This is a genomic window from Methylophilus sp. DMC18, from assembly GCF_056314005.1.
Genome location: NZ_JBQUZE010000002.1, coordinates 580,559 through 603,429 on the forward strand (window position 1 = coordinate 580,559; position 22,871 = coordinate 603,429).

The 22,871-nt window shown below is 51.8% G+C and carries 21 protein-coding genes and 2 tRNA genes; 17 read left to right on the forward strand and 6 right to left on the reverse strand.

What is annotated here, in order from left to right; all coding sequences use genetic code 11:
- Window positions 1–28 precede the first annotated feature (28 nt).
- The 7 genes from ACT53G_RS06680 (at window position 29) to rfbD (ending at window position 5,508) form a co-directional block, all read left to right on the forward strand.
- Window positions 29–808, forward strand: a complete 780-nt coding sequence (locus tag ACT53G_RS06680) for a class I SAM-dependent methyltransferase (protein ID WP_275355281.1) — start codon at window positions 29–31, stop codon at window positions 806–808.
- A complete protein-coding gene (rnhA, locus tag ACT53G_RS06685; protein ID WP_409934496.1) occupies window positions 798–1,223 on the forward strand; it encodes a ribonuclease HI in 426 nt (141 codons plus the stop codon). Before ACT53G_RS06680 ends, rnhA begins: the two co-directional genes overlap by 11 nt.
- A gap of 13 nt (window positions 1,224–1,236) precedes the next feature.
- Window positions 1,237–1,917, forward strand: a complete 681-nt coding sequence (gene dnaQ / locus ACT53G_RS06690; RefSeq protein ID WP_476168996.1) for a DNA polymerase III subunit epsilon — start codon at window positions 1,237–1,239, stop codon at window positions 1,915–1,917.
- Window positions 1,918–2,039: 122 nt separating this feature from the next.
- A complete protein-coding gene (rfbB, locus tag ACT53G_RS06695) occupies window positions 2,040–3,125 on the forward strand; it encodes a dTDP-glucose 4,6-dehydratase (protein WP_313987573.1) in 1,086 nt (361 codons plus the stop codon).
- The gene (rfbA, locus tag ACT53G_RS06700; RefSeq protein ID WP_275355273.1) at window positions 3,125–4,006 is read left to right on the forward strand and encodes a glucose-1-phosphate thymidylyltransferase RfbA; all 882 of its coding nucleotides are present in this window, start codon (window positions 3,125–3,127) and stop codon (window positions 4,004–4,006) included. The genes rfbB and rfbA overlap by 1 nt, the downstream gene beginning before the upstream one ends.
- The gene (rfbC, locus tag ACT53G_RS06705; RefSeq protein WP_275355271.1) at window positions 4,006–4,551 is read left to right on the forward strand and encodes a dTDP-4-dehydrorhamnose 3,5-epimerase; all 546 of its coding nucleotides are present in this window, start codon (window positions 4,006–4,008) and stop codon (window positions 4,549–4,551) included. The genes rfbA and rfbC overlap by 1 nt, the downstream gene beginning before the upstream one ends.
- A 39-nt stretch (window positions 4,552–4,590) precedes the next feature.
- A complete protein-coding gene (gene rfbD / locus ACT53G_RS06710; RefSeq protein ID WP_476168997.1) occupies window positions 4,591–5,508 on the forward strand; it encodes a dTDP-4-dehydrorhamnose reductase in 918 nt (305 codons plus the stop codon).
- A 13-nt stretch (window positions 5,509–5,521) separates the two neighbouring features.
- Here rfbD and queD read toward each other — a convergent pair whose 3' ends face one another.
- Both queD and ACT53G_RS06720 read right to left on the reverse strand, forming a co-directional pair.
- Window positions 5,522–5,968 (reverse strand): 6-carboxytetrahydropterin synthase QueD, encoded by a 447-nt coding sequence (gene queD, locus ACT53G_RS06715; protein ID WP_194747617.1) that lies wholly within the window; start codon window positions 5,966–5,968, stop codon window positions 5,522–5,524.
- A gap of 70 nt (window positions 5,969–6,038) precedes the next feature.
- Window positions 6,039–6,212 carry a hypothetical protein gene (locus tag ACT53G_RS06720; protein ID WP_194747616.1) on the reverse strand — a complete coding sequence of 58 codons (174 nt, stop codon included), beginning with the start codon at window positions 6,210–6,212 and terminating at the stop codon, window positions 6,039–6,041.
- 221 nt (window positions 6,213–6,433) lie between these two features.
- Between ACT53G_RS06720 and ACT53G_RS06725 the strand changes: the two genes are divergently transcribed.
- The 3 genes from ACT53G_RS06725 (at window position 6,434) to ACT53G_RS06735 (ending at window position 7,386) form a co-directional block, all read left to right on the forward strand.
- On the forward strand, window positions 6,434–6,964 hold the full coding sequence (locus ACT53G_RS06725) for a glutathione peroxidase (RefSeq protein ID WP_228518728.1): 531 nt from the start codon (window positions 6,434–6,436) through the stop codon (window positions 6,962–6,964).
- A 182-nt stretch (window positions 6,965–7,146) separates the two neighbouring features.
- A tRNA-Ala gene (locus tag ACT53G_RS06730) sits at window positions 7,147–7,222 on the forward strand.
- Window positions 7,223–7,310: 88 nt separating this feature from the next.
- Window positions 7,311–7,386 (forward strand) — tRNA-Glu (locus ACT53G_RS06735).
- A gap of 174 nt (window positions 7,387–7,560) precedes the next feature.
- On the opposite strand, the gene queF is transcribed toward ACT53G_RS06735, so the two are convergent.
- On the reverse strand, window positions 7,561–8,007 hold the full coding sequence (gene queF, locus ACT53G_RS06740) for a preQ(1) synthase (protein WP_194747615.1): 447 nt from the start codon (window positions 8,005–8,007) through the stop codon (window positions 7,561–7,563).
- A gap of 79 nt (window positions 8,008–8,086) precedes the next feature.
- Here queF and smc point away from each other — a divergent pair, with 79 nt between their 5' ends.
- From smc to ACT53G_RS06775, 7 genes are all read left to right on the forward strand, one after another.
- The gene (smc, locus tag ACT53G_RS06745) at window positions 8,087–11,596 is read left to right on the forward strand and encodes a chromosome segregation protein SMC (RefSeq protein WP_476168998.1); all 3,510 of its coding nucleotides are present in this window, start codon (window positions 8,087–8,089) and stop codon (window positions 11,594–11,596) included.
- A 52-nt stretch (window positions 11,597–11,648) separates the two neighbouring features.
- On the forward strand, window positions 11,649–13,082 hold the full coding sequence (locus ACT53G_RS06750) for a cell division protein ZipA C-terminal FtsZ-binding domain-containing protein (protein WP_476168999.1): 1,434 nt from the start codon (window positions 11,649–11,651) through the stop codon (window positions 13,080–13,082).
- Window positions 13,083–13,084: 2 nt separating this feature from the next.
- A complete protein-coding gene (gene ligA, locus ACT53G_RS06755) occupies window positions 13,085–15,169 on the forward strand; it encodes an NAD-dependent DNA ligase LigA (protein ID WP_476169017.1) in 2,085 nt (694 codons plus the stop codon).
- A 59-nt stretch (window positions 15,170–15,228) separates the two neighbouring features.
- Entirely contained in the window at window positions 15,229–16,050 is an 822-nt protein-coding gene (locus ACT53G_RS06760; RefSeq protein ID WP_338654122.1) for a tetratricopeptide repeat protein, read from the forward strand.
- 176 nt (window positions 16,051–16,226) lie between these two features.
- Window positions 16,227–17,174, forward strand: coding sequence for a protein-methionine-sulfoxide reductase catalytic subunit MsrP (msrP, locus tag ACT53G_RS06765; RefSeq protein WP_476169000.1), 948 nt, complete (start codon window positions 16,227–16,229; stop codon window positions 17,172–17,174).
- A gap of 1 nt (window position 17,175) precedes the next feature.
- Window positions 17,176–17,790, forward strand: a complete 615-nt coding sequence (locus ACT53G_RS06770; protein WP_476169001.1) for a protein-methionine-sulfoxide reductase heme-binding subunit MsrQ — start codon at window positions 17,176–17,178, stop codon at window positions 17,788–17,790.
- A 331-nt stretch (window positions 17,791–18,121) separates the two neighbouring features.
- Window positions 18,122–20,383: a putative bifunctional diguanylate cyclase/phosphodiesterase gene (locus ACT53G_RS06775; protein WP_476169002.1), complete on the forward strand. Its 2,262-nt coding sequence runs from the start codon at window positions 18,122–18,124 to the stop codon at window positions 20,381–20,383.
- A 59-nt stretch (window positions 20,384–20,442) separates the two neighbouring features.
- Here the strand turns inward: ACT53G_RS06775 and ACT53G_RS06780 are convergent, their stop codons facing one another.
- The 3 genes from ACT53G_RS06780 to ACT53G_RS06790 are packed head-to-tail and all read right to left on the reverse strand — an operon-like array spanning window position 20,443 to window position 22,864.
- Complete coding sequence (locus ACT53G_RS06780; protein WP_476169018.1) at window positions 20,443–21,378, reverse strand: flagellar motor protein MotB; 936 nt, start codon at window positions 21,376–21,378, stop codon at window positions 20,443–20,445.
- Window positions 21,378–22,130, reverse strand: coding sequence for a flagellar motor protein (locus tag ACT53G_RS06785; protein WP_194747605.1), 753 nt, complete (start codon window positions 22,128–22,130; stop codon window positions 21,378–21,380). The genes ACT53G_RS06780 and ACT53G_RS06785 overlap by 1 nt, the downstream gene beginning before the upstream one ends.
- Window positions 22,130–22,864: an RNA polymerase sigma factor FliA gene (locus ACT53G_RS06790; RefSeq protein ID WP_275355227.1), complete on the reverse strand. Its 735-nt coding sequence runs from the start codon at window positions 22,862–22,864 to the stop codon at window positions 22,130–22,132. Before ACT53G_RS06790 ends, ACT53G_RS06785 begins: the two co-directional genes overlap by 1 nt.
- Window positions 22,865–22,871: the final 7 nt, after the last annotated feature.

A 22,871-nucleotide genomic window follows, 5' to 3' on the forward strand; every position in this document is an offset into this window, starting at 1 on the left:
GTGCTTTAAGTGCGTGAGGGAATCTATCTTGCAATCAAGCCAGTCAGTGTTCTTTGAACAAATGCCTCTGGGTCAATATATTGTCGCGCGTGAAACGCCTTTGTACGCGCAAGCCGTGGCTGATGTGTTCGGCTTTCATGCTCTGCAGATCGGATGGTCTGCGCATGACCTGCTCGAGCAGTGTCGGATTCCTTACAAACACTCCCTACAGCTAACCGCCTCGGCCAATGCATCGTTATTATGCGAAAGCGAGTTTTTGCCATTTGCCGAAAATTCAGTTGACTTGGTCTGCATGCCCCATGTGCTGGAGCAGTGTGCGGATCCACAGCAGACGTTACGCGAAGTGTTTCGGGTACTGGTGCCTGAAGGTAGTTTGGTGCTGACCGGGATTAGCCCTGCCAGTTGTTTGGGCATGCGCGCCAGAGTCGGGCAATTCAGGCAGGCAGGCGGTTTCAGCAGATTGTTTACAGCCTGGCGCATTCGTGACTGGTTGAGTGTATTGGGATTTGAGGTCGTGCGTAGTGGTTATTTGATGCACGCTTTTCCATTCAATGATCCTGACTGGCTGGCGCGCCAGTCTTGCCTGGAACGGTGGGGGCCACGCTTGTGTGGCATGAGTGGTGGCATTTATTTCCTGATCGCCAAAAAAAGAGTGCTCAACATCCGCTTATTAAAACCAGACTGGAAAATGTTGCCGCTGAATCCGGCGTTGCAGGTCAGAAAAGGCCGTTCCAGCATACAAAAAAACGGCCAAAAGCAGTTAGAATGCGCGGATGTCGAATCAACAATGGATAGAAATGTACGCTGATGGTGCTTGCAAGGGCAACCCTGGCGTCGGTGGCTGGGGCGTATGGCTTAAAGCGGGCTCGCACGAAAAATCCCTCTATGGTGGCGAAGCGCTGACCACCAATAATCGTATGGAGCTGACGGCGGTGATTCAAGGCTTGCAGGCGCTCAAGAAACCCTCGCATGTCAGAGTGTATACCGATTCCAGCTATGTGCAAAAAGGCATGACCGAGTGGTTGGCAGGCTGGAAGCTCAAGCAATGGCGTACGGCGGATAAAAAACCGGTTAAAAATGCGGACTTATGGCAACAGTTGGATGACATCGCCAAGCCTCACCAGATTGAATGGATTTGGGTGAAAGGGCATGCCGGCAACGAGGGCAACGAGCGTGCAGATGCCTTGGCAAATCAAGGTGTACTAACCGTGGCGATAGGATAGGAGCGTAGCTTAAATGAGACAGATTTTCCTCGATACCGAGACCACTGGCCTCTATCCCGATCAGGGACATCGAATTATTGAAATTGCTGCGGTCGAGATGTTGAACCGCCGACCAACCCAGCGTCACTTTCACTTGTATATCAATCCCGAGCGTGAGATTGATGCCGGTGCGCAGGAAGTACATGGAATTTCGCTGGAGTTCTTGCAGGATAAGCCGCTTTTTGCGCAAATTGCACAGGATTTCATTGCGTTTATTCGTGGTGCAGAGCTCATTATTCATAACGCTCCGTTTGATGTCGGCTTCCTCAATATGGAGTTGTCCAGGCTTAGCATGGACCCGCTGCCGTCATTCGTCAGTGGTATCGTTGATACCTTGAAAATGGCCAAGGAAATGCGTCCCGGCCAGCGTAACAATCTGGATGCCTTGTGCCGCCACTACGGTATCGATAACTCACAGCGGACCTTGCACGGCGCCTTGCTCGATGCGGAATTGCTCGCCGATGTCTACATTGCCATGACGCGCGGACAAGAGAGCCTGTTGATGGAACTCTCAACCTCCGAGCAACAAACCATGCAAAGCCATATTGAGGTCGACTTTTCTGCAATGAAGCGATTGCCGCCTAGCCAAGAGGAGTTGGCCAGCCATCAGCAATATATAGAAAGTCTCAGCAAGTCTGGCGCTTCACCCTGGTGACGACCGTCTTTTGTTGTGATTTGATGCGGCTCTGCTGCGCTTATTCACTCTTTACATGCCGGGTGCTTGCGGTAGTATCAAAAGATATTTCCAAGTTGTAATCACTATTAAGCAGAGATTTTATGCACACAGACACCATTGTAGTGACCGGGGGTGCCGGTTTTATCGGCAGCAATTTCGTCAATGCCTGGGTAAAGCTGAAGCTGGGTAAACTGGTCAATCTGGACAAGCTCACTTATGCCGGCAACATGGAGAATCTGGCGGAGATTAGCCATGACCCGGACCATGTCTTCATTCATGCGGATATCGGTGACCGCGTTGCGGTGAAGTCACTGTTAGAAACCCATAAACCCAGGGCGGTGCTTAATTTTGCTGCAGAAAGTCATGTAGACCGCTCTATCCACGGGCCGGATGCGTTTATCCAGACCAATGTGGTCGGTACGTTTAACCTGCTCGAAGAGGTCAGGGCCTACTGGCAAGCGCTACCGGTAGAGTCGCAGCAGTCATTCCGTTTCCTGCATGTGTCTACCGATGAAGTCTATGGCTCACTGGAACCCAATGATCCTGCATTCAAGGAAACCAACCCTTATCAGCCCAACAGTCCATATTCAGCCTCAAAAGCGGCCTCAGATCATCTGGTGCGTGCCTATCATCACACCTATGGCCTGCCGACGCTCACCACCAATTGCTCCAACAATTATGGCCCTTACCACTTCCCGGAAAAACTGATTCCGTTAGTGATTCATAACGCCTTGTCTGGCAAACCCTTACCGATCTATGGTAACGGCAGCAATATCCGTGACTGGCTGTATGTCGAAGACCACTGCAATGCCATCCGTGAAGTGCTGGCCAAGGGCCTGCCTGGCGAGACATACAATATTGGTGGCTGGAATGAGAAAACCAATCTGGACGTTGTACATACGCTGTGCGACATCCTCGATCAGGAGCAGCCCAAAGCGCAAGGCAGTTACCGCGACCAGATTACGTTTGTCAAAGACCGTCCCGGTCATGACCTGCGTTACGCCATTGACGCCAGCAAGATCGAGCAGACCTTAGGCTGGAAACCTCAGGAAACCTTTGAAACCGGGATCCGTAAAACGGTGCGCTGGTATCTGGAGCATACCCAATGGGTGGCACGCGTCACCAGCGGTGAATACCAGCACTGGCTCAGTACAAACTACCATGAACGTGGCGAGGAGTTGGCATAATGGCAAGAAAAGGCATCGTATTGGCCGGTGGCTCCGGCACCCGCTTATATCCAGTGACGCAAGTCGTCTCCAAACAACTGTTGCCGGTGTATGACAAACCCATGATCTACTACCCCCTGTCCGCACTCATGCTGGCAGGCATCCGGGAAGTGTTGATTATTTCTACCCCGATGGACACGCCACGCTTTAAAGAACTGCTGGGCGATGGCAGCCAGTGGGGCATGCGCATTGAGTATCAGGTACAACCCTCACCCGATGGGCTGGCACAAGCCTTTATCCTCGGCGAGTCGTTCATTGGTAACGACAGCAGCGCCCTGGTGCTCGGTGACAATATTTTTTACGGGCATGAGCTCGGTGACATGGCCATGACTGCCGGTAAACGCGAGCAGGGCGCCACCGTGTTTGCCTACCCGGTCAACGACCCCGAGCGCTATGGCGTGGTCGAGTTTGATGCGCACGGCACGGCCATCAGCCTGGAAGAAAAGCCTACACAACCCAAGTCGCGCTATGCGGTAACGGGGCTGTATTTTTACGATCAGCGCGTGGTTGAGATTGCCAAGAACCTCAAGCCCTCGGCCCGTGGCGAACTCGAGATCACTGACGTCAACAAGCATTATTTGGCCTCTGGGGACCTCAATGTCGAAGTCATGGGGCGTGGCATGGCCTGGCTGGATACCGGTACCCACGAATCACTGCTGGAAGCCAGTGGCTTTATTCAAACGATTGAAAAGCGCCAGGGCCTTAAAATTGCCTGTCTGGAAGAAATCGCCTATCGCCAGGGTTTTATCAATGCAGAGCAACTGGACAAACTGGCGGACAAATATGCCAAGAATGGGTACGGACAGTATTTGAAGATGATTTTAAAAGAGCGGGTGTTTTAATGCTGGTGACTGCGACCAAAATTCCAGAGGTGTTGATTCTAGAACCCAAGGTATTCGGCGATGCACGAGGCTTCTTTATAGAGAGCTTCAATGCGCAAGCCTTTAAACAAGCCACAGGGCTGGATGTGACATTCGTGCAAGATAACCATTCCCGTTCGGCCAAGGGCGTATTACGCGGCCTGCATTATCAAGTCCAGCAAGCGCAGGGCAAGCTGGTGAGAGTGGTTGCCGGAGAAGTGTTTGATGTCGCGGTCGATCTGCGTCAGAGTTCTGCGACCTTTGGATTATGGGAAGGCGTGCATTTAAGCGCTGACAATCACCGTCAGTTATGGATTCCGCCTGGCTTCGCGCATGGCTTTGTCGTGCTCTCTGACACGGCTGACTTTCTGTATAAAACAACGGATTACTATGCGCCACAACATGAGGCCTGCCTTAAATGGGATGACCCAACGATTGGCATAGACTGGCCGCTGGACATGCCCCCCAGCCTGTCTGCCAAAGATCAGCAAGGGCTCCCCTGGGCACAGGCGCCCAAATTTGACTAATTATTAGCATATTCTTTGATTCGGACCTTGCTTACGCATATGAAAAAAATCCTGTTAACAGGCGTCAATGGTCAAGTGGGGCATGCACTTGCCGCACAGCTGCAACAACAGCCCATTGCTCAAGTACAGCTAATCAGCTGTACTCGCCAACAACTGGACCTCAGTCAGCCAGCGCACATCCGGCAAGTCATCCGCCAGGTCAAACCAGACCTGATTATTAATCCTGCTGCCTATACCGCGGTAGACCAGGCAGAAACCGAGCGTGAACTGGCCTTTGCCATCAACGCCACGGCCCCACAAATCATTGCAGAAGAAGCCGCACGACTGAATGCAGTGCTGATCCATTTCTCGACTGACTATGTATATGACGGCAGCAAAGCCACTGCTTACCTTGAAACTGACGCAGTTAATCCAGTCAGTGTTTATGGCGCCAGCAAACTTGCAGGCGAGCAGGCAATTGCTGCGGTTGGCCTCCCGCATCTCATCCTGCGTACTAGCTGGGTCTATGGCAGCTACGGCAAAAACTTCCTCAAAACCATCATTCGGTTAGCACAGAGTAGGGAACAACTACGCATTGTGGCAGACCAGCATGGCGCCCCCACGGCCGATATCGCGATTGCTGAAGCAGTCGCGCAATTAATTGAACGCTGGCATCCGCACAACGCTGAACAGACCGGGATTTATCATTTGGTGAATCGAGGTGAAACCACCTGGTATGGTTTTGCCAGCGAGATTGTGACGCAGTATCAAGCGCTGGCGCTACAACAAGGCTGGCCCGCCTTGCTACTTAAAGAGCTGCAAGCCATATCATCCGCAGAATACCCAACGCCTGCCAGACGCCCCCAAAACTCAAGGCTGGTCAGCGATAAGCTGGAACAGGTGTTTGGTGTGCGCTTGCCTGAATGGGACACATCACTAGCGCAAGTCATGCCAGCGTTGAGTGCGCTGGAAAATTAATTCTGATCGCCGACTATTTCTGATCGAATGCGTCCGTCCAGCTATTGGGCGTTTCGTAAAGGCGAACTCTCACAAGCTTGAGCTGATTGCCGAAGGTATCACGATATTGGGCCTTGAGCAGCTTAAAGGCTTCCGCAGCCATGTTTTCTGCCGTCGGGATGGTTGGGAACACCACAGTCTTGTGATTGGGCAAGCTGTTTAGAAAATCCAGCACCGCCGTATCGCCATGGTAGACCAGAAAAGCATGGTCCCAGCGATCGACAATGGTTTCACGGGCAATTCTTTTTACATCGGCAAAATCCATTACCATGCCATTTTCAGAGGCATGCTCTGCCTGAATCACCTCTCCAGACAGTGTAATTTCAATTGCGTAGCGATGACCGTGCAGATTACGGCATTGACTCTTGTGATCAGGAATGCGATGGCCCGCATCGAATTCCAAGCGTGTAGTAATTTCCATCACGCCATTATATCAGCAACCACGGCTCACGCTGATGCGCGATCACGGATTGCAAATGCAAGTGCATGCATCAATACAAATCATCAATATTCATCAATGCATCTTCATCGGCAGAGTAGTGCTTATGACTTTTTTCATAGCTACCATAGCCACTGTCATAATCATCGACTTCATCGCCGGCAAAGTCTTCGAGCATTTGATCGATTTTCTTGAATTTATCGTTAGGTGCTGCTTTTTGTAACATGATGATCTCCCATGACGTTATTCTGTTAACAAAACCTGTCAGTATCAAATTGCTTTAGAACATCTTTAGCATAGACTGTGCCAAGCATGGCAAAGGTTCCTTACAAGAAGGTTAACGGCACCTATTAAAAAAAGTAAAATATGAAAACTTAATTGAGAACAATCAAGCTAACACATTGTCTACAAAGGCATAACACAATCATAACTATTTGGAGAGATGCAATGCGCAGTTTTATATTGATGTTTTTAACCCTGGGGGGGGTATCCATGGCTGAGGCAGAATGTCTACCGTTATACCAGCACCAGTTTAAGACACTGCAAGGTCAAACTGTCGATTTTTGTCAATTTCAGGACAAGCCAGTGCTCATTGTGAACACTGCCAGCAAATGCGGATTCACGCCACAGTTTGAAGCGTTGGAGGCCATGTATGAGCAATATAAAGATAAAGGGCTGGTGGTGATTGGCTTCCCCTCCAATGATTTCCGTCAGGAGCCTGGCAACAACAAGCAGATTGGCGACTTTTGCAAGCTGACTTATTCGGTCAAGTTTCCTATGGTTGAAAAGTCCAGCGTGACTGGAAGTGGCGCCAATCCGCTTTATCAGCAACTGATCAAACAAACAGGGCAGGCACCACAATGGAATTTTTACAAATATCTGATTTTGCCAGGCGGGCAGAAGGTTTATTCTTTTAACAGTATGACACGTCCGGAAAGTGAAGAAATTCTCGGCAAGATCAAACCCCATCTCAAGTAAGTTTCTCAAGCTTTTTCACGGCAGGCTCTGTGCAACACAAGGCAGGGCCTCATAAAACAAAACGATATAAAGTTTTTTTCATGTTTTCTTATCAAAGTCGTTGACAAGATATCTGGGCATCATTAATATGGCGCCTTCTTTGAATTGCACTGCAAAACAAAGAACTGCAATACCAGAGATTTGGGGGTATAGCTCAGCTGGGAGAGCGCTTGCATGGCATGCAAGAGGTCAGCGGTTCGATCCCGCTTATCTCCACCAAGTGATTGAAAATATTGAATTTTTTAAAAAATAAATATTTTAATTATTTGAAAAACTGGTATAATGCACGGGTTGTTAAATTTCTTAGGTCCCCATCGTCTAGAGGCCTAGGACACCTCCCTTTCACGGAGGCGACCGGGGTTCGAATCCCCGTGGGGACGCCAAAAATCACTCAGTGATTTCTAGCTTTAAATTTCATATTTATTTATATCACCTGCTTATTAAAGTGCTTACTAAAGCTTAAGTTTCTTTAAGGCTATGGTGTCAAGCTGCGTACAGGTTACGCAGTAAAAAACCCGGCATTGCCGGGCTTTTGTTTTTCTGCATGGTCAGATGGCTTATCCGCGTATATTACTTTGCGCAGAAAACTGAGAGAGCTCGACAAAGGGTTGTGGCTGCCAGCCTGGGGCACGATGTTCGGCCACCACATTGGTGAAAATGCCACCACGGACATAAAACTTGGCGGTTACGCGCATAAATTTCGGGTCTATGGCAGAGACTAGATCATCCAGAATCTGATTGGTGACCGCTTCATGGAAGCAGCCCTCATCACGGAATGACCACATGTAAAGTTTAAGACTCTTGAGCTCAACACATAATTTGTTGGGAATATAGTCCAGATATATGACCGCAAAGTCAGGTTGACCGGTTTTTGGACACAGGCAGGTAAACTCTGGAATTTCCATATGGATATGGAAGTCTCTCTGCGAATTGGGATTTTCAAAGGTTTCCAGTGTTTTAGTCGGTTGTGCAGTGGGTTTCCCACCAAGTAAATGTTCGTTCATTGTGCGCATGTTTCGTCTTAAAAATGGGTATTATAACGCTTAAGCGACCACTCAAATTCTTATAAGCAGTTTACTTACTTTGCGTCTGACACATTTAAAACTTGCGGGGTTCAAGTCTTTTGTTGATCCAACGACCATCCACCTGCATGGGCAGCGTGTGGGCGTGGTAGGGCCAAATGGCTGTGGCAAGTCTAACGTTATGGAGTCGGTCCGCTGGGTGCTGGGCGAATCCTCCGCCAAGGAAATGCGCGCCGATGCCATGGATGCAGTGATTTTTAACGGATCTTCGCATCGCAAACCTATTTCGCGGGCCAGTGTCGAGCTCATTTTTGATAACAGCTTGGGTGGTGCCAGTGGCGAGTGGAATCAGTATGCCGAAATCTCGGTCAAGCGCGTAATCGAGCGCGATAAGGGCTCAAGCTACTATATTAATAACACTGCGGTACGCCGTCGGGATGTGGCAGATTTGTTTTTGGGCACCGGCCTTGGGGGGCGTGCTTACGCCATCATCGGTCAAAACACGATTTCACGTATTGTTGAAGCCCGGCCAGAAGAGCTGCGCGTATTTCTCGAAGAAGCCGCAGGGATCAGCAAATATAAAGAGCGCAGGCGTGAAACAGAGCTACGCCTGCGTGATACACGTGAGAATCTTGCGCGCGTGGAAGATATTTCACGCGAGATGAACAAGCAGATTCTCAAGCTGGAGGCGCAAGCCGTTGTGACGCAGAAATATCAGTCACTGCAAGCGGCGTACCAACTGGCTGAGGCGCAATGGTGGTGGTTGCGCAAGCGAGATGCTGTGCTGGCTTACGAGGCCGCTTCACAAGCGGTAGCGCACGCAGTGAATGCGTTGGAGGAGAAAGTTGCGGCGTTAAGACGTTGCGAGCTGGTTTTGGAGCAGGCTCGACAGCAGCATCAGGCCGCATCAGGCGAATTGCATACGGCACAGGCCGCCTTTTACGAGGCCAACGCGCAAGTTTCCAATCTGGATTTACAAGTCAAGCAATCGGAAGAGGCCCGCTTAAGACTGCTGCAACAGCAGCAACAGCTGCAGGGGCAGATTGAACGTGGTAGCCAGCAGCAAGCGCAGTTACAACAGCAACTGGACGAAAAAACCACGGCACTTGCCTCCGCACAACAAACGCTGACCGAACAAGCGCAGCAGTTGCAAGCCTTGCAACAGGCTTTGCCTGCACAGTCATTACAGTTGCAAGGTATACAGCAAGCCGCCAGTGAAGCACAGCAAGCCGTGCAGCAATGCCGCCAGCAGATGCACCTGGAGCAGAATAACGTACAGTTTTTGCAACGCAATCTTTCGGAATCCAACCAGCGCTTGCAACAGTTACAAGGTGAGCTATCAGCCTGGGCCTTGCCAGATATGCAGGCCTTGGAGGGGTATAAGCAGCAGCAGGCGCAACAGCAAGCCCAGTTGCAGCAAGAAGAACAGCAGCTACAACAATGGCGGGTAGATGAGCAGCAGCAACAGCAATGGTTGCTGCAAGCCAGGCAAGACTGGCAGCAGGCTCAACGCCAGCTGAACCAGCTTGAAGCCGAAATCCAGTCTTTGCAAAAGTTGCTGCAAAGCCTCAAGCAAGACCAGCAACTAGGGCCCTGGTTGCAACAAAGCGGTTTGCAATCAGCGGCGCGTTTGTGGCAGGCGGTAGAGGTGGATGCCGCATGGCAACCCGCACTCGAAGCGGTCCTGGGCTATAAACTGAATGCCTTGCTCACTGAATCTTTGCCGATGTTGGCTACATTACCGCATCCGCAAGCCGCTTTAGCCATAGCCATGGCTGGAACGGCGCGCGATAGTTTACCAGAGCGTTGGCAAGGATTGCCTAGCCTATATAGTTTGCTTACGCTCAAGCAGCCGGAAATTGCCGGTGCCTTGCAACACTGGCTCATGGGCATTTATGTGATTGAGGATATTGCCCAAGCTGGCCACTTTCAATCGCAACTCCCGGCAGGCGTGAGTCTGCTTAGCAAGCAAGGGGATCTCTATCAACGCTATAGCGTGGTTTATCATGGCCGCCAGAATGCCATGCAAGGCGTGTTGGAACGGCAGCAGCAACTGGTCAAGTTACAGGCCGGTTTGGAAGCCGCGCAAGCTGCGGTTAATCACACTCAGCAGCAGGTGCAACTGATTGAACAGGCGCTGCAACAGTTGCGCTTGCAACAGCAGCAGGCACATCCACGGATCAAACAATATACCGCAGCCATGCATGAGGCGCAGATGCAACAGTCAAGCTTGCAGCAGGCCTATGACAACGCGTCGCGCAGGCAAACCGCTTTGCAACAAGACCTGTCTGCGCTGCAAGTACGGCAGCAGAGTCTCAATGACGAGATTTTGCAAGCGCAAGCCAGGATCGCGCAGTATCAGGCGCAGTTTGCCAGCCTGGAACAGGCGGCGCGCGAAGCGCAGGCCCTCAAGCATCATGTAGAGCAAGCCTATTTTGATGCGCGTGACAGCGTACAGCAGGCTGAAAAAGCGCATCAGTCACAAGTATTCGAGCAAACCCTGTTGCAAAATGCTGTCAATGATTTGCAGCACCGCTTGAGTCAGCTCAGCCAAGAGCGTGAGCATTTGCAATTACGCCTGCAAGAAACCGAGCAAACGCTGGCCGTCAGTGCCATGGAAACCTTGAAGGCACATTTGGCACAGGCCTTGGACAAGCAGCACACTTGTGAGCATGCGCTGGCGCATGTGCGTAACGATCTGGCGCAGAAAGAAGCCGTTTTGCAGTCAGAAGAGCGTCAGCGCATGCAAATCGAGCAGCAATTGCATCCCTTGCGCGACACCGTTGAGCAACAAAGACTTAAACAGCAGGCCTGTCAGCTGCAAGTCGAGCAATGCCAGCAGTCTTTGTCTGAAACGGGGCTGGATGAAGCCTTGCTTCAGCAAGGGCTAAATCATGACAGCAAAGCCGAAACACTGGCACAAACGACCCAAAGGTTACAACAGCAGATCCAGCAACTCGGCGCAGTCAACCTGGCTGCGATTGAAGAATTAGCCAGCGAGCAGGCGCGTAAAGGGTATCTGGACAGTCAACTGCAAGACCTGCTCACCGCCAGCGAAACGCTGGAAGAGGCGATCCAGAAAATAGACCGCGAAACCCGCGGAAAACTGCGCGCAACCTTTGATGAAGCCAACCGTCACTTTGGCGAATTATTTAATACCTTGTTTAATGGCGGCAATGCCAAGCTGGTGCTGTTGGGTGATGAAATTCTGGATACCGGCGTACAAGTCTTTGCGCAACCGCCAGGCAAAAAAAACACGACCATCCAGTTATTATCCGGGGGCGAAAAAGCGCTGACGGCCATGGCGCTGGTGTTTGCGCTGTTCAGGTTAAATCCGGCTCCGTTTTGCCTGATGGATGAGGTGGATGCACCATTAGATGACAGCAACACCGAGCGTTTCTGCCAACTGGTGCGCGTGATGTCAGAAAAAACCCAATTCTTGTTTGTTTCTCACAACAAAATCACGATGGAGATGTCTGAACAGCTAATTGGGGTCACCATGCAAGAGTCGGGCGTGTCACGGATTGTCGATGTGGATATCGAAGAGGCCATCCGCATGCATGCGGCTTAGCGCCAGTTTTGTTGTATCATAATGCAAGCGTTATAAAGGATTGTTAAGTCACATGTCTGATTTGTGGATGATATTGGTGTTGCTCGGGGTCAGCATCGTTCTGGCAGTGGTTGTATTTAACTGGTGGCAGGAAAAAAAATATCGTAGAGACGTTGAATACCGTTTTAGTCATACCCGTAGTGATTTACTGGATGGCGAGCCTGCCGCCAAGGTCAAAGAGGCTGCCAAGAAAGCTGCCGTGGATACCGCGCCTGTGTCCGAGGAGGTAGAGGGCTGGATGTCTGAGCCCCGTGTCCGCCAAACTGGCGTGCGGCCTTCAGCTCAACCTTCTGTTAAAGTTGAGCCTGAATTTTCCAATCCGCCCCCGGAAAAAGCCGCAGAGCCTGCCAAGCTTAAACCAAAACCAGCGCCTGCCACTTCTCCGGTCAAAACAGCGCCTGTTCAACCGATTCATGAGCCAGTGATCAATGTGACCAAGCCAGAACCGCTCACCCCACAGGTGTCGGCTTATCAACCGCCAGTCGCAGTGCCAGAGCCGGCTGTGGTAGCAGAACAACCGACTTTTACTTTTGAAGCACCGCCAGTCCAGGCCTTGGAAGAGATGCCATCGGCAGAATCGGCTTCCTTGTCCCCGACACTGCCGGACTTGCCTGCTGAAGTGCACCCCTCTATGGATTGGATCGGCTTGATTGATGCGCCGTTAGGCGTCATGTTGGTTGAGCTGGAAGATATGCAAGCTGAGGTACGTACGTTCCCACAACATGCCACCCTCTGGGCGCAGAGCGCGACAACGGGCGAGTGGCAGGATGTATTGGCTCTGGATGCTGCCGCCATGCAAACACAAACGCCCGCCAGTCAGGTCGCTTGCAGTTTGCAATTGGCAGACCGTGGTGGTCCGGTTGATCAGGAAACGCTCAAGCGCTTTCAGAAGTCCATGGAAACATTGGCCAGAGCCTTGGGCCTGACTGTGGTATGGCAGGGCGAATATGAGCCTGCATTACAAGCACAAGCGATAGATGCTTTCTGTATCGACGTTGATAAAGCCGTTGAATTTCATGTGTTAGCCAACCAGGGCATGTTTCATGCGACCAAGCTGCGTGGCTTGGCTGAAGCTTGCGGCATGCAGCTGAGTGCCGAAGGCCGCTTCGAGTTATTGAATGCTGACGGTCAATTAGTGTTTTCAGTACGTAATTACGAGGGCAAGCCATTTTCTGCTGATATGTTGAAATCCGCAGTGATGACTGGGGTGACTTTCCAGCTGGATATTCCTACTACGCCTGACAGTTTGCAGGTGTTTGACCAGATGGTCGAAATTGCACGTCATCTGGCGACTAGCCTCAATGCCGCCCTGATTGACGTCAACCGCAAAGCGATTGGTGATCCACAGCTGGATAAAATCCGCCAGCAACTCAAAAATATCTCTAATGCAATGGCGACGCAGGGGATTATCCCCGGTAGTAGCCATGCCAAGCGCCTGTTCTCCTGATGATGTCCATGCAAGAGGCTGCGCTGGCGTTGCAGCAGCTCAAGCAACGTGTTGCAGAGTATGACTATCACTATTATGTGCTGGACGCGCCCTTAGTCAGCGATAGTGACTATGATGGCCTCTACCGCCAGCTGGTCGAGATTGAGCAGCAATATCCAGCGCTGATTACTGCGGATTCCCCCAGTCAGCGGGTGGGTGGTCAGGCATTGGCTGCTTTTGAAAGCGTGCAACACCGGCAAGCCATGCTTTCCCTGAATAATGCCTTTACAGACGACGAGCTAGATGCATTTGACCGCCGAGTGCGTGAAGGTACCGGGGAGGCCGTGGTGGCGTATGCCGTCGAGCCAAAATTTGATGGCCTGGCGATTACCCTGACCTATGAGCACGGGCTATTTGTGCAGGGCGCGACCCGTGGCGATGGGTATACGGGGGAGAACGTCACCCATAACCTCAAAACTATACGCGCCATTCCCAGCCGCTTGAATATTGCGCAGCCACCAGCCTTACTTGAGGTGCGCGGCGAGGTCTTGATGTTGAAAAGAGACTTCGAGAAGCTCAATCAGCAGCAGGCGGCGGTAAATGGCAAACTGTTTGCCAACCCGCGCAATGCTGCAGCAGGTAGCTTGCGCCAGCTGGATCCTCACATTACCGCCAAACGCCCTCTACATTTCTTTGCCTATGGTCTGGGCGCCAGCATAGGCGTGCCGGAATTACATACCCATTCTGAAGCCATGCAATACCTGGCTGACTTGCGTTTTCCTGTCAGTGATTTGCGCGCGGTGAAAATAGGCGCTCAGGGGTTGCGTGAATACTATGCCGAGATTGGCGAAAAACGGCACCAGTTACCATTTGACATCGATGGCGTGGTCTACAAAGTGAATGACTTTGCCTTGCAGGCCAGCCTAGGCTTTGTTTCGCGTGCGCCGCGCTGGGCGGTGGCACACAAGTTTCCGGCCGAAGAGGCAACGACCATTGTTGAAGATATTTCTGTGCAGGTGGGCCGTACTGGCGCGATTACCCCTGTTGCCAGATTGAAACCCGTATTTGTAGGCGGCGTGACGGTCACGAATGCCACCTTGCATAACGAGGATGAATTAAGGCGCAAGGATATCCAGATCGGCGACACCGTGATTGTCAGGCGGGCAGGGGATGTGATCCCAGAGGTTGTTTCGGTTAAAACAGAATTACGCCCGGCAGATGCGCGCCGCTTTGTCATGCCTGCCGTCTGCCCGGAATGTGGCTCGCATGTGGTCCGTCCGCAGGATGAAGCCGTGGCACGCTGCACTGGCGGATTGATCTGCCCGGCACAGCGTAAACAGGCCATTACACACTTTGCTTCACGCCGTGCCATGGATATTGAGGGCCTGGGTGAGAAACTGGTAGACCAGCTGGTTGCACGCGAACTCGTCCATCATCTGGATGATATTTACCGTTTGACCCTGCCCATGCTCAGCGACCTTGAACGGATGGCAGAAAAATCTGCACAAAATGTGCTGGTAGCCATTGAAAAAAGCAAGCAAACGACCTTGCCCAGATTTATTTATGCATTAGGGATTCGCAATGTGGGTGAGGCCACTGCAAAAGACCTGGCACAACATTTTGGCAATCTTGATGCCTTGATGCAGGCCGATGTAGCCGCACTCACGCAAGTCAAGGATGTCGGGCCGATTGTGGCGGAAGCTGCATATCAGTTCTTTCAGGAACCGCATAACCGCGAAGTGATCGCCGCCATGCGCGATTTAGGTGTGCATTGGGCCGACATTGAAAAAAAGGCCGCTTTGACCCCGTTTGCTGGCAAAACCTTTGTGCTGACTGGCACATTGCCTACGCTCAAGCGTGACCAAGCCCAAGCGATGATTGAAGCCGCGGGCGGTAAGGTCAGCGGCAGTGTCTCGGCCAAAACCAGTTATGTGGTGGCCGGAGAAGAGGCGGGCAGCAAACTTGAAAAAGCGCAGCAACTGAATATCGCCATTCTGGATGAAGCTGCATTGCTCGTCATGTTACAGGCCGCTTCTGAAGATGACACGACAACGGAAACGCCCTCTGATTCAATCGAACCTCTCTCAAAACAATCGAGTTTATTCTGAATATGAACTTAAAATTAACTTTAATTTTGGCTGTTAATCTATTGATTATCAATGAATCAATGGCTAAGGATGCTGCATTAGATGCCTGCGATACTGCCGTCCAAAAACATCAATACGCTGAAGCCGTCAAACTTGCGGAGCAGCATGCAAAACAGGCTGAATTTTGGCTTTGCAAAGGCCGCGCGCAATCGGGTTTAGGGGATAACACCGCCGCCCAGCAGAGCTTTAAACAGGCACTCAGCCTCAAGCCGGAAGGGCTGGATCTGATTGCGGCGCATATGTTGTTGGGCAATGCGCAGCTGGAAGCCAAAGTGCATGCCGCAGCGCTGGAGAGTTATCAGCAAGCATTGAAATTTAGCGAGCAGCAAAACATGCGCCGCTATGCCCGCGTTGCCCACAACCTCATCGGCGAAGCCTATTTTGAAATGGAGCAGTATGCTGACGCGCTCAAATCATTTGAAGCCGGCGAAAAGCTCTCCTTGAACGACGACGAGCGCGCGGATAGCTATATCCACGAAGCCATGACCTATCAGCAGTTAAAACAGGCTGAAAAAGCGATTGAATATCAGCTCAAAGGTGTCCTGATGCTGCGCAAATCAGGCACCCCTGACCAATATGCTGAAGCCAGCCTGACTTTGGGGCAATTGTTTACCGATAAAAAAGACTTTGTCGGGGCAGACAAAACCTACCAGCGCTTGATGGACTATGCGCATGACAATGGCGGCGAATTTTATGAAGCCAAGACCGCCATTCAATGGGCCGCTTCAAAAAAGGCACAAGGGGATCATGCGGCTGCGCAACAGTTACTGCAGCAAGCCCGTACCATTGCCGCCAAATTAAAAGATGCTGAACTGGACGCCTTGTTGACACAGGCAAAGTAAAGCATTCCCAATCAAACTGGATGATTTGCGCTTGAGGCCTATGTATAGCCTCAAGTGACGCATTTAGCCCTGTCAAACGTCCCTGGCAGTTAAAGATTTATTTTTATTTGGAATCCCCTGTAAGGTTTTCCTGTCATACGCGACAAACATACAATTGTCACCACACAGGAAACATCATGCAATTTGACCCTCACCGCAGTAACCCCAGCGGAATCTTACCCTCAGAAATCACGCCGCAAGCGCTGTTTGAACAACGCCGGACTTTGATCAAGGCTGCTGGTGTCGCCGCTGCCAGTTTATGGTTGCCGACCACGGCACAGGCAGCGCAAACGCTGGAGTTTCAAAAAACCGCCTATGGCAAGGAGGAGACGCTCACCGCTTTGCAGGACGTGACCAATTACAATAATTATTATGAGTTTGGCACCGGCAAAGAAGACCCGGCGCGCGAGGCGGTGCTGTTCAAGCCGACGCCATGGACCATCAAGATAGAAGGTGCGGTCAAGCAAGCGAAAACCATAGGCATTGAGCAACTGATGAAGCTGGCACCGCTTGAAGAGCGGATTTATCGTATGCGCTGTGTCGAGGGCTGGTCTATGGTCATCCCATGGATAGGGTTGCCACTCAAGGCGCTGATTGACTGGGCGCAACCGACCGGCAATGCAAAGTATATTGAATTTGTGTCGTATAACGACCCCCGGCATATGCCTGGCGCGCGCATGCCGATACTGGACTGGCCCTATGTGGAGGGGTTGCGTATGGATGAGGCCATGCAACCACTGACGATTCTGGCGGTGGGACTGTATGGCAAGGTCTTGCCAAATCAGAACGGTGCACCAGTGCGTCTGGTGGTGCCATGGAAGTATGGGTTTAAAGGGGCCAAAGCCATTTCTACCATTCGCTTTGTAGAGCAGATGCCAACGACAACCTGGATGCGGGCGAGTCCGCGTGAATACGGGTTTTACGCCAACGTAAACCCGCAAGTCGATCATCCACGCTGGACGCAGTCCTCAGAGAAGCGTATCGGCGCAGGACTGTTTGCCGGGCGCGTGAAAACCAAGCTGTTTAATGGTTATGAAGAAGTCGCCAGCTTGTATGCAGGCATGGACTTGAAGAAAAATTTCTAATATGAGTCCTTTATTCACATGGCCTTCTCTTTCAGTGAAAGACCGCATCAAGGCGGTGAAGATGCTGGTTTGGCTAGGCGCATTACTGCCGATACTGCGCCTGGTCTATCTGGGGGTTACCAATGACCTGGGGGCGAATCCGGTTGAATTTATTGAGCGTTCGACCGGCACGTGGGCACTGGTATTTTTGTTACTGTCACTGAGTGTGACACCGCTTAAATCTCTCACCCGTCTAGGCTGGTTGATCGCCGTGCGGCGCCTGTTAGGGTTATGGATGTTTGCCTATGCCAGTTTGCATGTGACCAGTTATGTCTGGCTGGATTATCAGTTCGACTGGTCGGACATGGTCAAAGATATCGTCAAGCATCCCTATGTGCTGGTTGGGGCATTGGCTTTATTATTGACTGTGCCGTTGGCGGCTAGTTCTAACCAGGCAGCCATGCATGCCCTTAAACAGCGCTGGAAAACATTGCATCAACTGGTGTATGTGATTGCGGTCTTGGCCTTGCTGCATTTCTGGTGGCTGGTCAAAAAAGACCTGACCGAACCGATCATTTACAGCGGTGTGTTTGGCTTGATCATGCTCTTGCGTTTGCCTGTCTTTAGTAGAAAGTAGATTTGGGCGATTTTTCTTTGATTTTTTATGATGCAAAGCCATCTTACGTGGGACGAACTCCAATCGCCGGATTTACCCCAAAGTGAGGCCGGGGAGGGGGATGGTCGCGCACTGTTTCTACCCGCGAACTTGCTTGCAGCCAGACAAGTGTTAAGGTATCTGTGCTTGACATCGCACTGCTTTTTGGACACATTATTGTAAATATAATGCGCAGCCATCCATTGGTAGTGCTATTCTAAAAATATTCTTCGGGGGTGTGCCATCTCATGACCAGCGTATTTACCTGCGTTGGAGGGACAGAGATTGTGCACTGCAGTTGTGAAAGTTTGCGATGTCTTCAGTAATCTCTGAGCCAAGTGCTTCAATATTGGCCAATCCTGCACTGTGTGTGCTTCTTGAACAGTGGTCTGATTTGCTTGATCCGGCCCAGTATTACCTGGCGGTTGAGACCAATGCCGCCGGTGATTGTTTGTCTGTGTTAGCGCAAGGGCCAGCTGCGACTACACCAGCGCATCAAGTCTTGAATAGCAACGGCCTTTGGCAAGCCTTACCCGCCGAAAGTCATGCGTTGATAAAAGCCCTGTTAACGCCCGCCACTGATCAGACCACCCAACAATGCATACAGATTGCCTGCGACCAGCAGGGAGTGCTGTGGCTAGAGTGTCGAGTGCATTATTTTTTGCATGGGCAAAACGAGCCACGTTGTTTGCTGCTGGTGCGGGATGTGAGTCAGACGCATCAAGCTGCCTTGCTTTACCAGCAAGAAAAACAACGAGTGCGAGACTATGATCGCTTCAAGTTTTCTATGCTGGAGCTGATTCTTAAAGAACAGGATACCGAACACATCCTGGCCTGGATCGCTGGCGAGATCGAAGCGCTGCATCCCGAGACCTTTTGTGCCATCGTACTGACGCAGGATCTGGGGCAACGTGTACAAACCGTGATCGCGCCCAGTTTGCCATCTCCGCTACTGCAAACCTTGCAACAGCTCAAGCTGGAGGCCGGTAATGGCTCTCTTGCCACAGCGATTGCCACGCGCCAGCGCGTGATGGTTGAAAATGTCATGACCCATCCTTACTGGCAGTACCACCGAACGGCAGCACAGGCTTCGGGAGTGCAGGGCGGATGGGCAGAGCCTATTCTCAATGCTGCGGGGGAAGTGCTCGGGGCGTTTGCCTTGTATTCGCGCCAGGTACAACTACCTACAGCCGCTGAGCAATCCCTGATCGGGCAGGCGGCCAGACTGGTCAGTATCGTCGTGGATCGCCATTTGTCACAGCAGTCGATGCAAACCCTGGCCTATCTTGAGCCGGTGAGCGGTTTGCCTAACCGCAAAAAAATGTATGAAGTATTGCATGCCTTGCGTCATCAATCCGCCGCAGAGCAACATGGCGGTCTCATTTATATCGACCTCGACCATTTCAAATGGGTGAATGAAGCCCATGGCCACAATGCAGGCAATACGCTGTTGCAGCAAGTGGCGCAGCGCCTGCAAAAGGCGGCACAACCGCATTTTATTGCCTGTATGGGCGGCGATGAGTTTCTGATTCTGCTTTCCGGGCTGTCCACCCAAAAAGACAAGGCGGTACAACAGGTCTGGGCCTTGCAGCGCAAATTGCACAAAACCCTGCAACGGCCCTTTAACGTGGCAGGACTCAAGCTACCGGTGACCGCCAGCATGGGTTTGTGCAGCTTTAGCGGGACAGACATGGATGAAACGGACTATGTGAAAGCCGCGGACATCGCCTTGCACAAAGCGAAGCAGACTGGCCGCAACCATGCCTGTCTGTATGAGCCTGGCATGCAGACCGAGATTGCGACGCAAGCGCGCCTCGAAGCCGAGCTGCGCGAAGCCATCGTCCAGCAACAGTTGCGGGTTTATTATCAGGTGCAAGTGGATCACACCGGCCGGCCGTTTGGTGCAGAAGTCTTGCTGCGTTGGCAACACCCCACCCAAGGCCTCATTTCACCGCTGCAATTTATCGCGGTGGCCGAGAGCAGTGGCCTGATTGTTGAAATCGGCATGTGGGTGCTCGACCAGGCATGTGCACAAATTGCCGTTTGGCAACGGGCACAAAAAACACGTGAACTCAGTTTGTCGGTGAATATCAGCGCGCGCCAGTTCCGTCAGGCCAATTTCACCGCCATGGTCAAAGCCTGTTTACAGCGGCATCAAATCAACCCTAATGCCTTGCGTCTGGAGTTAACCGAAAGCCTGCTTTTGGAAAATGTGGACGATGCGGTACGCATCATGACAGAGCTCAGCCAGTCAGGCATCCAGTTCTCCCTAGACGACTTTGGCACCGGCTATTCTTCGTTGCAATATCTGAAAAAATTGCCACTGTATCAACTCAAGATAGACCGCTCATTTGTAAATGATATTGTGACCGATAGTCATGACCGCACCATTGTGCGTACCATTATTGCCATGGCGCAGAGCATGTACCTCGGCGTGATTGCCGAAGGGGTTGAAACCCCAGAACAACTGGAGCTGTTGCTAAACAATGGTTGCCGCCGCTACCAGGGTTACCTGTTTGGTAAACCCATGCCAATAGACGCATTTAATGATTGGTTGCAACAAGCGCTGGTTTAGAAATGATGCCCTAAAAGGGGATGGTTTAAAAAATAACTTTTACGGCCGCACAGCCAAGGTCAAGGCTGACTGTTGCGCTTGTTTGTCATTGCTGATGGCAAGGTAGCTGGCGTTGCCATCGTTGGAATCTCTGCGGTTGCTTCTGGCTCGGCTGGCGAGACTTCCTGGCGGTTCGCCAGATTGGTGGTGAGTTGCTCACCTGCCTCTGCGGTGAGGATGCGCAGGGTGATACGGCTGTTGAGCGATTGCGCCAGATTGTTGTCACTGCTGGAGACCGGCCTTGTTTCTGCCAGGCCAAGGGCTGAAAGCCGTTTGGCTGCGATGCCATCGGCGGCCAGTGTTGCCGCGACGCGTGCTGCCTGCGTCGCCGTCAATGTCCAACGCTTGCTTTCTGCGTCAACCATGCCACTGAAGGTGTGCTTGTCACTATGCCCTTCAACCTGGAGGGTGCGGTATTCATTTTTTAGTTGTGCGCTGATGATGTGCAGTATCTGGCTGGCCTGGGGTGTATATGCCGCCTGGTTGTTCTGGAACAGCAGATGGGTGGAAATATCCATTTCCACCCCCAAGTCTGACTGGTAAACCGTGATCTGTTTTTGCTCTATCCATTGCCCCAGAGTGTTGGCCAGTTGCTGAGCCATGGCACGAATTTTCTCCTGATCACGCAGTTTTTTTTCCTGATATAGATAGCTGAGCGGCAAAGGCTTCATCACCGCACTTGGAACTTGCCCATTTTGATTCTGTGCGCCAGGAACTGGCAAACCAGGCGTTTGTAAGCCCTGTGGCATATTCTGCGGCTGGCCGACAGCCCCCGGTTGCCCCTGAAACGCATTGACGACCGAGCTGGAGAGGGCGCGGTATTTATTCAGGTTAATGTTGGAGGTGGCATACATGACGACGAAAAAAGCAAACAGCAGGGTAATGAAGTCTGCATAAGAAATGAGCCACCGTTCGTGGCTTTCCTCTTCATCTTCGAGCTTGTGGCGTCTGTACATCACGATTGTCTCAAATGCAGATAAGATTCCAGCCGCTCACTGACCAGTTTTGGATTGTCGCCCCGTGCGATGGAGACCCAGGCATTGAGCAGCATTTCGCGCCTGGACATTTCATGCTGGACATGGCCTTTGAGTTTATTGGAGATGGGTAAAAACACCAGGTTGGCGAGCGCTACACCATAAATGGTGGCAACAAAGGCCACTGCGATGCCGCTACCGATCTTGCTTGGGTCAGACAGATTCTCCATGACATGAATCAGGCCGAGCACCGCACCCAGAATGCCTACGGTGGGCGCATAGCCGCCTGCCGCTGACCAGATTTTGACAGCGTCGCGCTGTTGCATTTCGTAGTAATACATATCAATGGCACAGACTTCGCGGATGCGATCAGGCGGGGTGCCGTCCACCAGCAATTGCAAGCCCTTGCGTACGAAAGGATCCTGCTCACGCTTGATGTAACTTTCCAGCGACAGAACGCTTTCTTTGCGCGCCTGCTGGCTCCATTGATTGATTTTGACGGCGAGTTTTTTGCGGTCATCTTGTGGGTGGACAAAGGCCAGCTTCAACATGCGCAGGCCTTTGATAAACACTTTGAGTTCGGTTTGCAGCAAGACGGCGCCAGTCGTGCCGAGAATAACCACGGCAAAGGCAGCAGGTTGCATCAGGGAGTTGAGGTGGCCCCCTTCTATGACTTGGCCCAGAACCAGGCCGCCGAGTGCAATCAGCAGTCCGGCCAGGCTACCCCAATCCATCAGGCGACTCCGGTCCAGGCTTTTTCACGCATGGCGGCACGCAAGCGGGCGACCGCCTGGCTATGCAGCTGGCAAACGCGTGATTCGGACACATTCATGATGGCGCCAATCTCCTTGAGGTTAAGCTCTTGCTCGTAATACAAGCCCATCAATATCTTTTCGCGCTCAGGCAAGTTGTCGATAGAGGCTATCAAGGCTTCACGGAAGTCGCTTTCGAGCAGGGCTTTCACCGGGTCGCTGCTATCATCGTCCACATAACGATCCAGAAAGTGCTCGCCACCGTCATCGTCCTGAAAATCTTCGTAATAAATCAGCTGGTGACCCTGGCAGTCGCTCAAGACCTCGTAGTAATCTTCCAGGCTAAAATTCATGTGCTTGGCGATTTCGGATTCGGTAGGCGGGCGACCCAGTTTTTGTTCCAGTTGCTGCACAGCCAACTCGATATCGCGCATGTTTTTGCGGATACCGCGCGGCAGCCAGTCGGCACCGCGCAATTCATCCAGCATGGCGCCGCGTACGCGCTGAGAGGCGTAAGTTTCAAATTGTGCCCCATGCGTATCTTCGTAACGCTGTATCGCGTCCATCAGGCCGATCATGCCCGCTTGCACCAGGTCATCCAGCTCGACGCAGGAGGGCAGCTTGGCCTTCATTTGATACGCCATTTTCTTGACCAGGCCGCTATGCATTTTGAGCATCTGATCGGTATTTTGAGTCGTGCCTTTAGCGGTATACATGTTTTTC

Excerpts from the sequence above, each read along its gene's own strand:
- rnhA (WP_409934496.1), top strand. The coding sequence starts at position 798 with ATGTACGCTGATGGTGCTTGCAAGGGCAACCCTGGCGTCGGTGGCTGG.
- dnaQ (WP_476168996.1), top strand. The coding sequence starts at position 1,237 with ATGAGACAGATTTTCCTCGATACCGAGACCACTGGCCTCTATCCCGAT.
- rfbB (WP_313987573.1), top strand. The coding sequence starts at position 2,040 with ATGCACACAGACACCATTGTAGTGACCGGGGGTGCCGGTTTTATCGGC.
- rfbA (WP_275355273.1), top strand. The coding sequence starts at position 3,125 with ATGGCAAGAAAAGGCATCGTATTGGCCGGTGGCTCCGGCACCCGCTTA.
- rfbC (WP_275355271.1), top strand. The coding sequence starts at position 4,006 with ATGCTGGTGACTGCGACCAAAATTCCAGAGGTGTTGATTCTAGAACCC.
- rfbD (WP_476168997.1), top strand. The coding sequence starts at position 4,591 with ATGAAAAAAATCCTGTTAACAGGCGTCAATGGTCAAGTGGGGCATGCA.
- queD (WP_194747617.1), bottom strand. The coding sequence starts at position 5,968 with ATGGAAATTACTACACGCTTGGAATTCGATGCGGGCCATCGCATTCCT.
- ACT53G_RS06720 (WP_194747616.1), bottom strand. The coding sequence starts at position 6,212 with ATGTTACAAAAAGCAGCACCTAACGATAAATTCAAGAAAATCGATCAA.
- ACT53G_RS06725 (WP_228518728.1), top strand. The coding sequence starts at position 6,434 with ATGCGCAGTTTTATATTGATGTTTTTAACCCTGGGGGGGGTATCCATG.
- queF (WP_194747615.1), bottom strand. The coding sequence starts at position 8,007 with ATGAACGAACATTTACTTGGTGGGAAACCCACTGCACAACCGACTAAA.
- ACT53G_RS06750 (WP_476168999.1), top strand. The coding sequence starts at position 11,649 with ATGTCTGATTTGTGGATGATATTGGTGTTGCTCGGGGTCAGCATCGTT.
- ligA (WP_476169017.1), top strand. The coding sequence starts at position 13,085 with ATGTCCATGCAAGAGGCTGCGCTGGCGTTGCAGCAGCTCAAGCAACGT.
- ACT53G_RS06760 (WP_338654122.1), top strand. The coding sequence starts at position 15,229 with ATGGCTAAGGATGCTGCATTAGATGCCTGCGATACTGCCGTCCAAAAA.
- msrP (WP_476169000.1), top strand. The coding sequence starts at position 16,227 with ATGCAATTTGACCCTCACCGCAGTAACCCCAGCGGAATCTTACCCTCA.
- ACT53G_RS06770 (WP_476169001.1), top strand. The coding sequence starts at position 17,176 with ATGAGTCCTTTATTCACATGGCCTTCTCTTTCAGTGAAAGACCGCATC.
- ACT53G_RS06775 (WP_476169002.1), top strand. The coding sequence starts at position 18,122 with ATGTCTTCAGTAATCTCTGAGCCAAGTGCTTCAATATTGGCCAATCCT.
- ACT53G_RS06780 (WP_476169018.1), bottom strand. The coding sequence starts at position 21,378 with ATGTACAGACGCCACAAGCTCGAAGATGAAGAGGAAAGCCACGAACGG.
- ACT53G_RS06785 (WP_194747605.1), bottom strand. The coding sequence starts at position 22,130 with ATGGATTGGGGTAGCCTGGCCGGACTGCTGATTGCACTCGGCGGCCTG.
- ACT53G_RS06790 (WP_275355227.1), bottom strand. The coding sequence starts at position 22,864 with ATGTATACCGCTAAAGGCACGACTCAAAATACCGATCAGATGCTCAAA.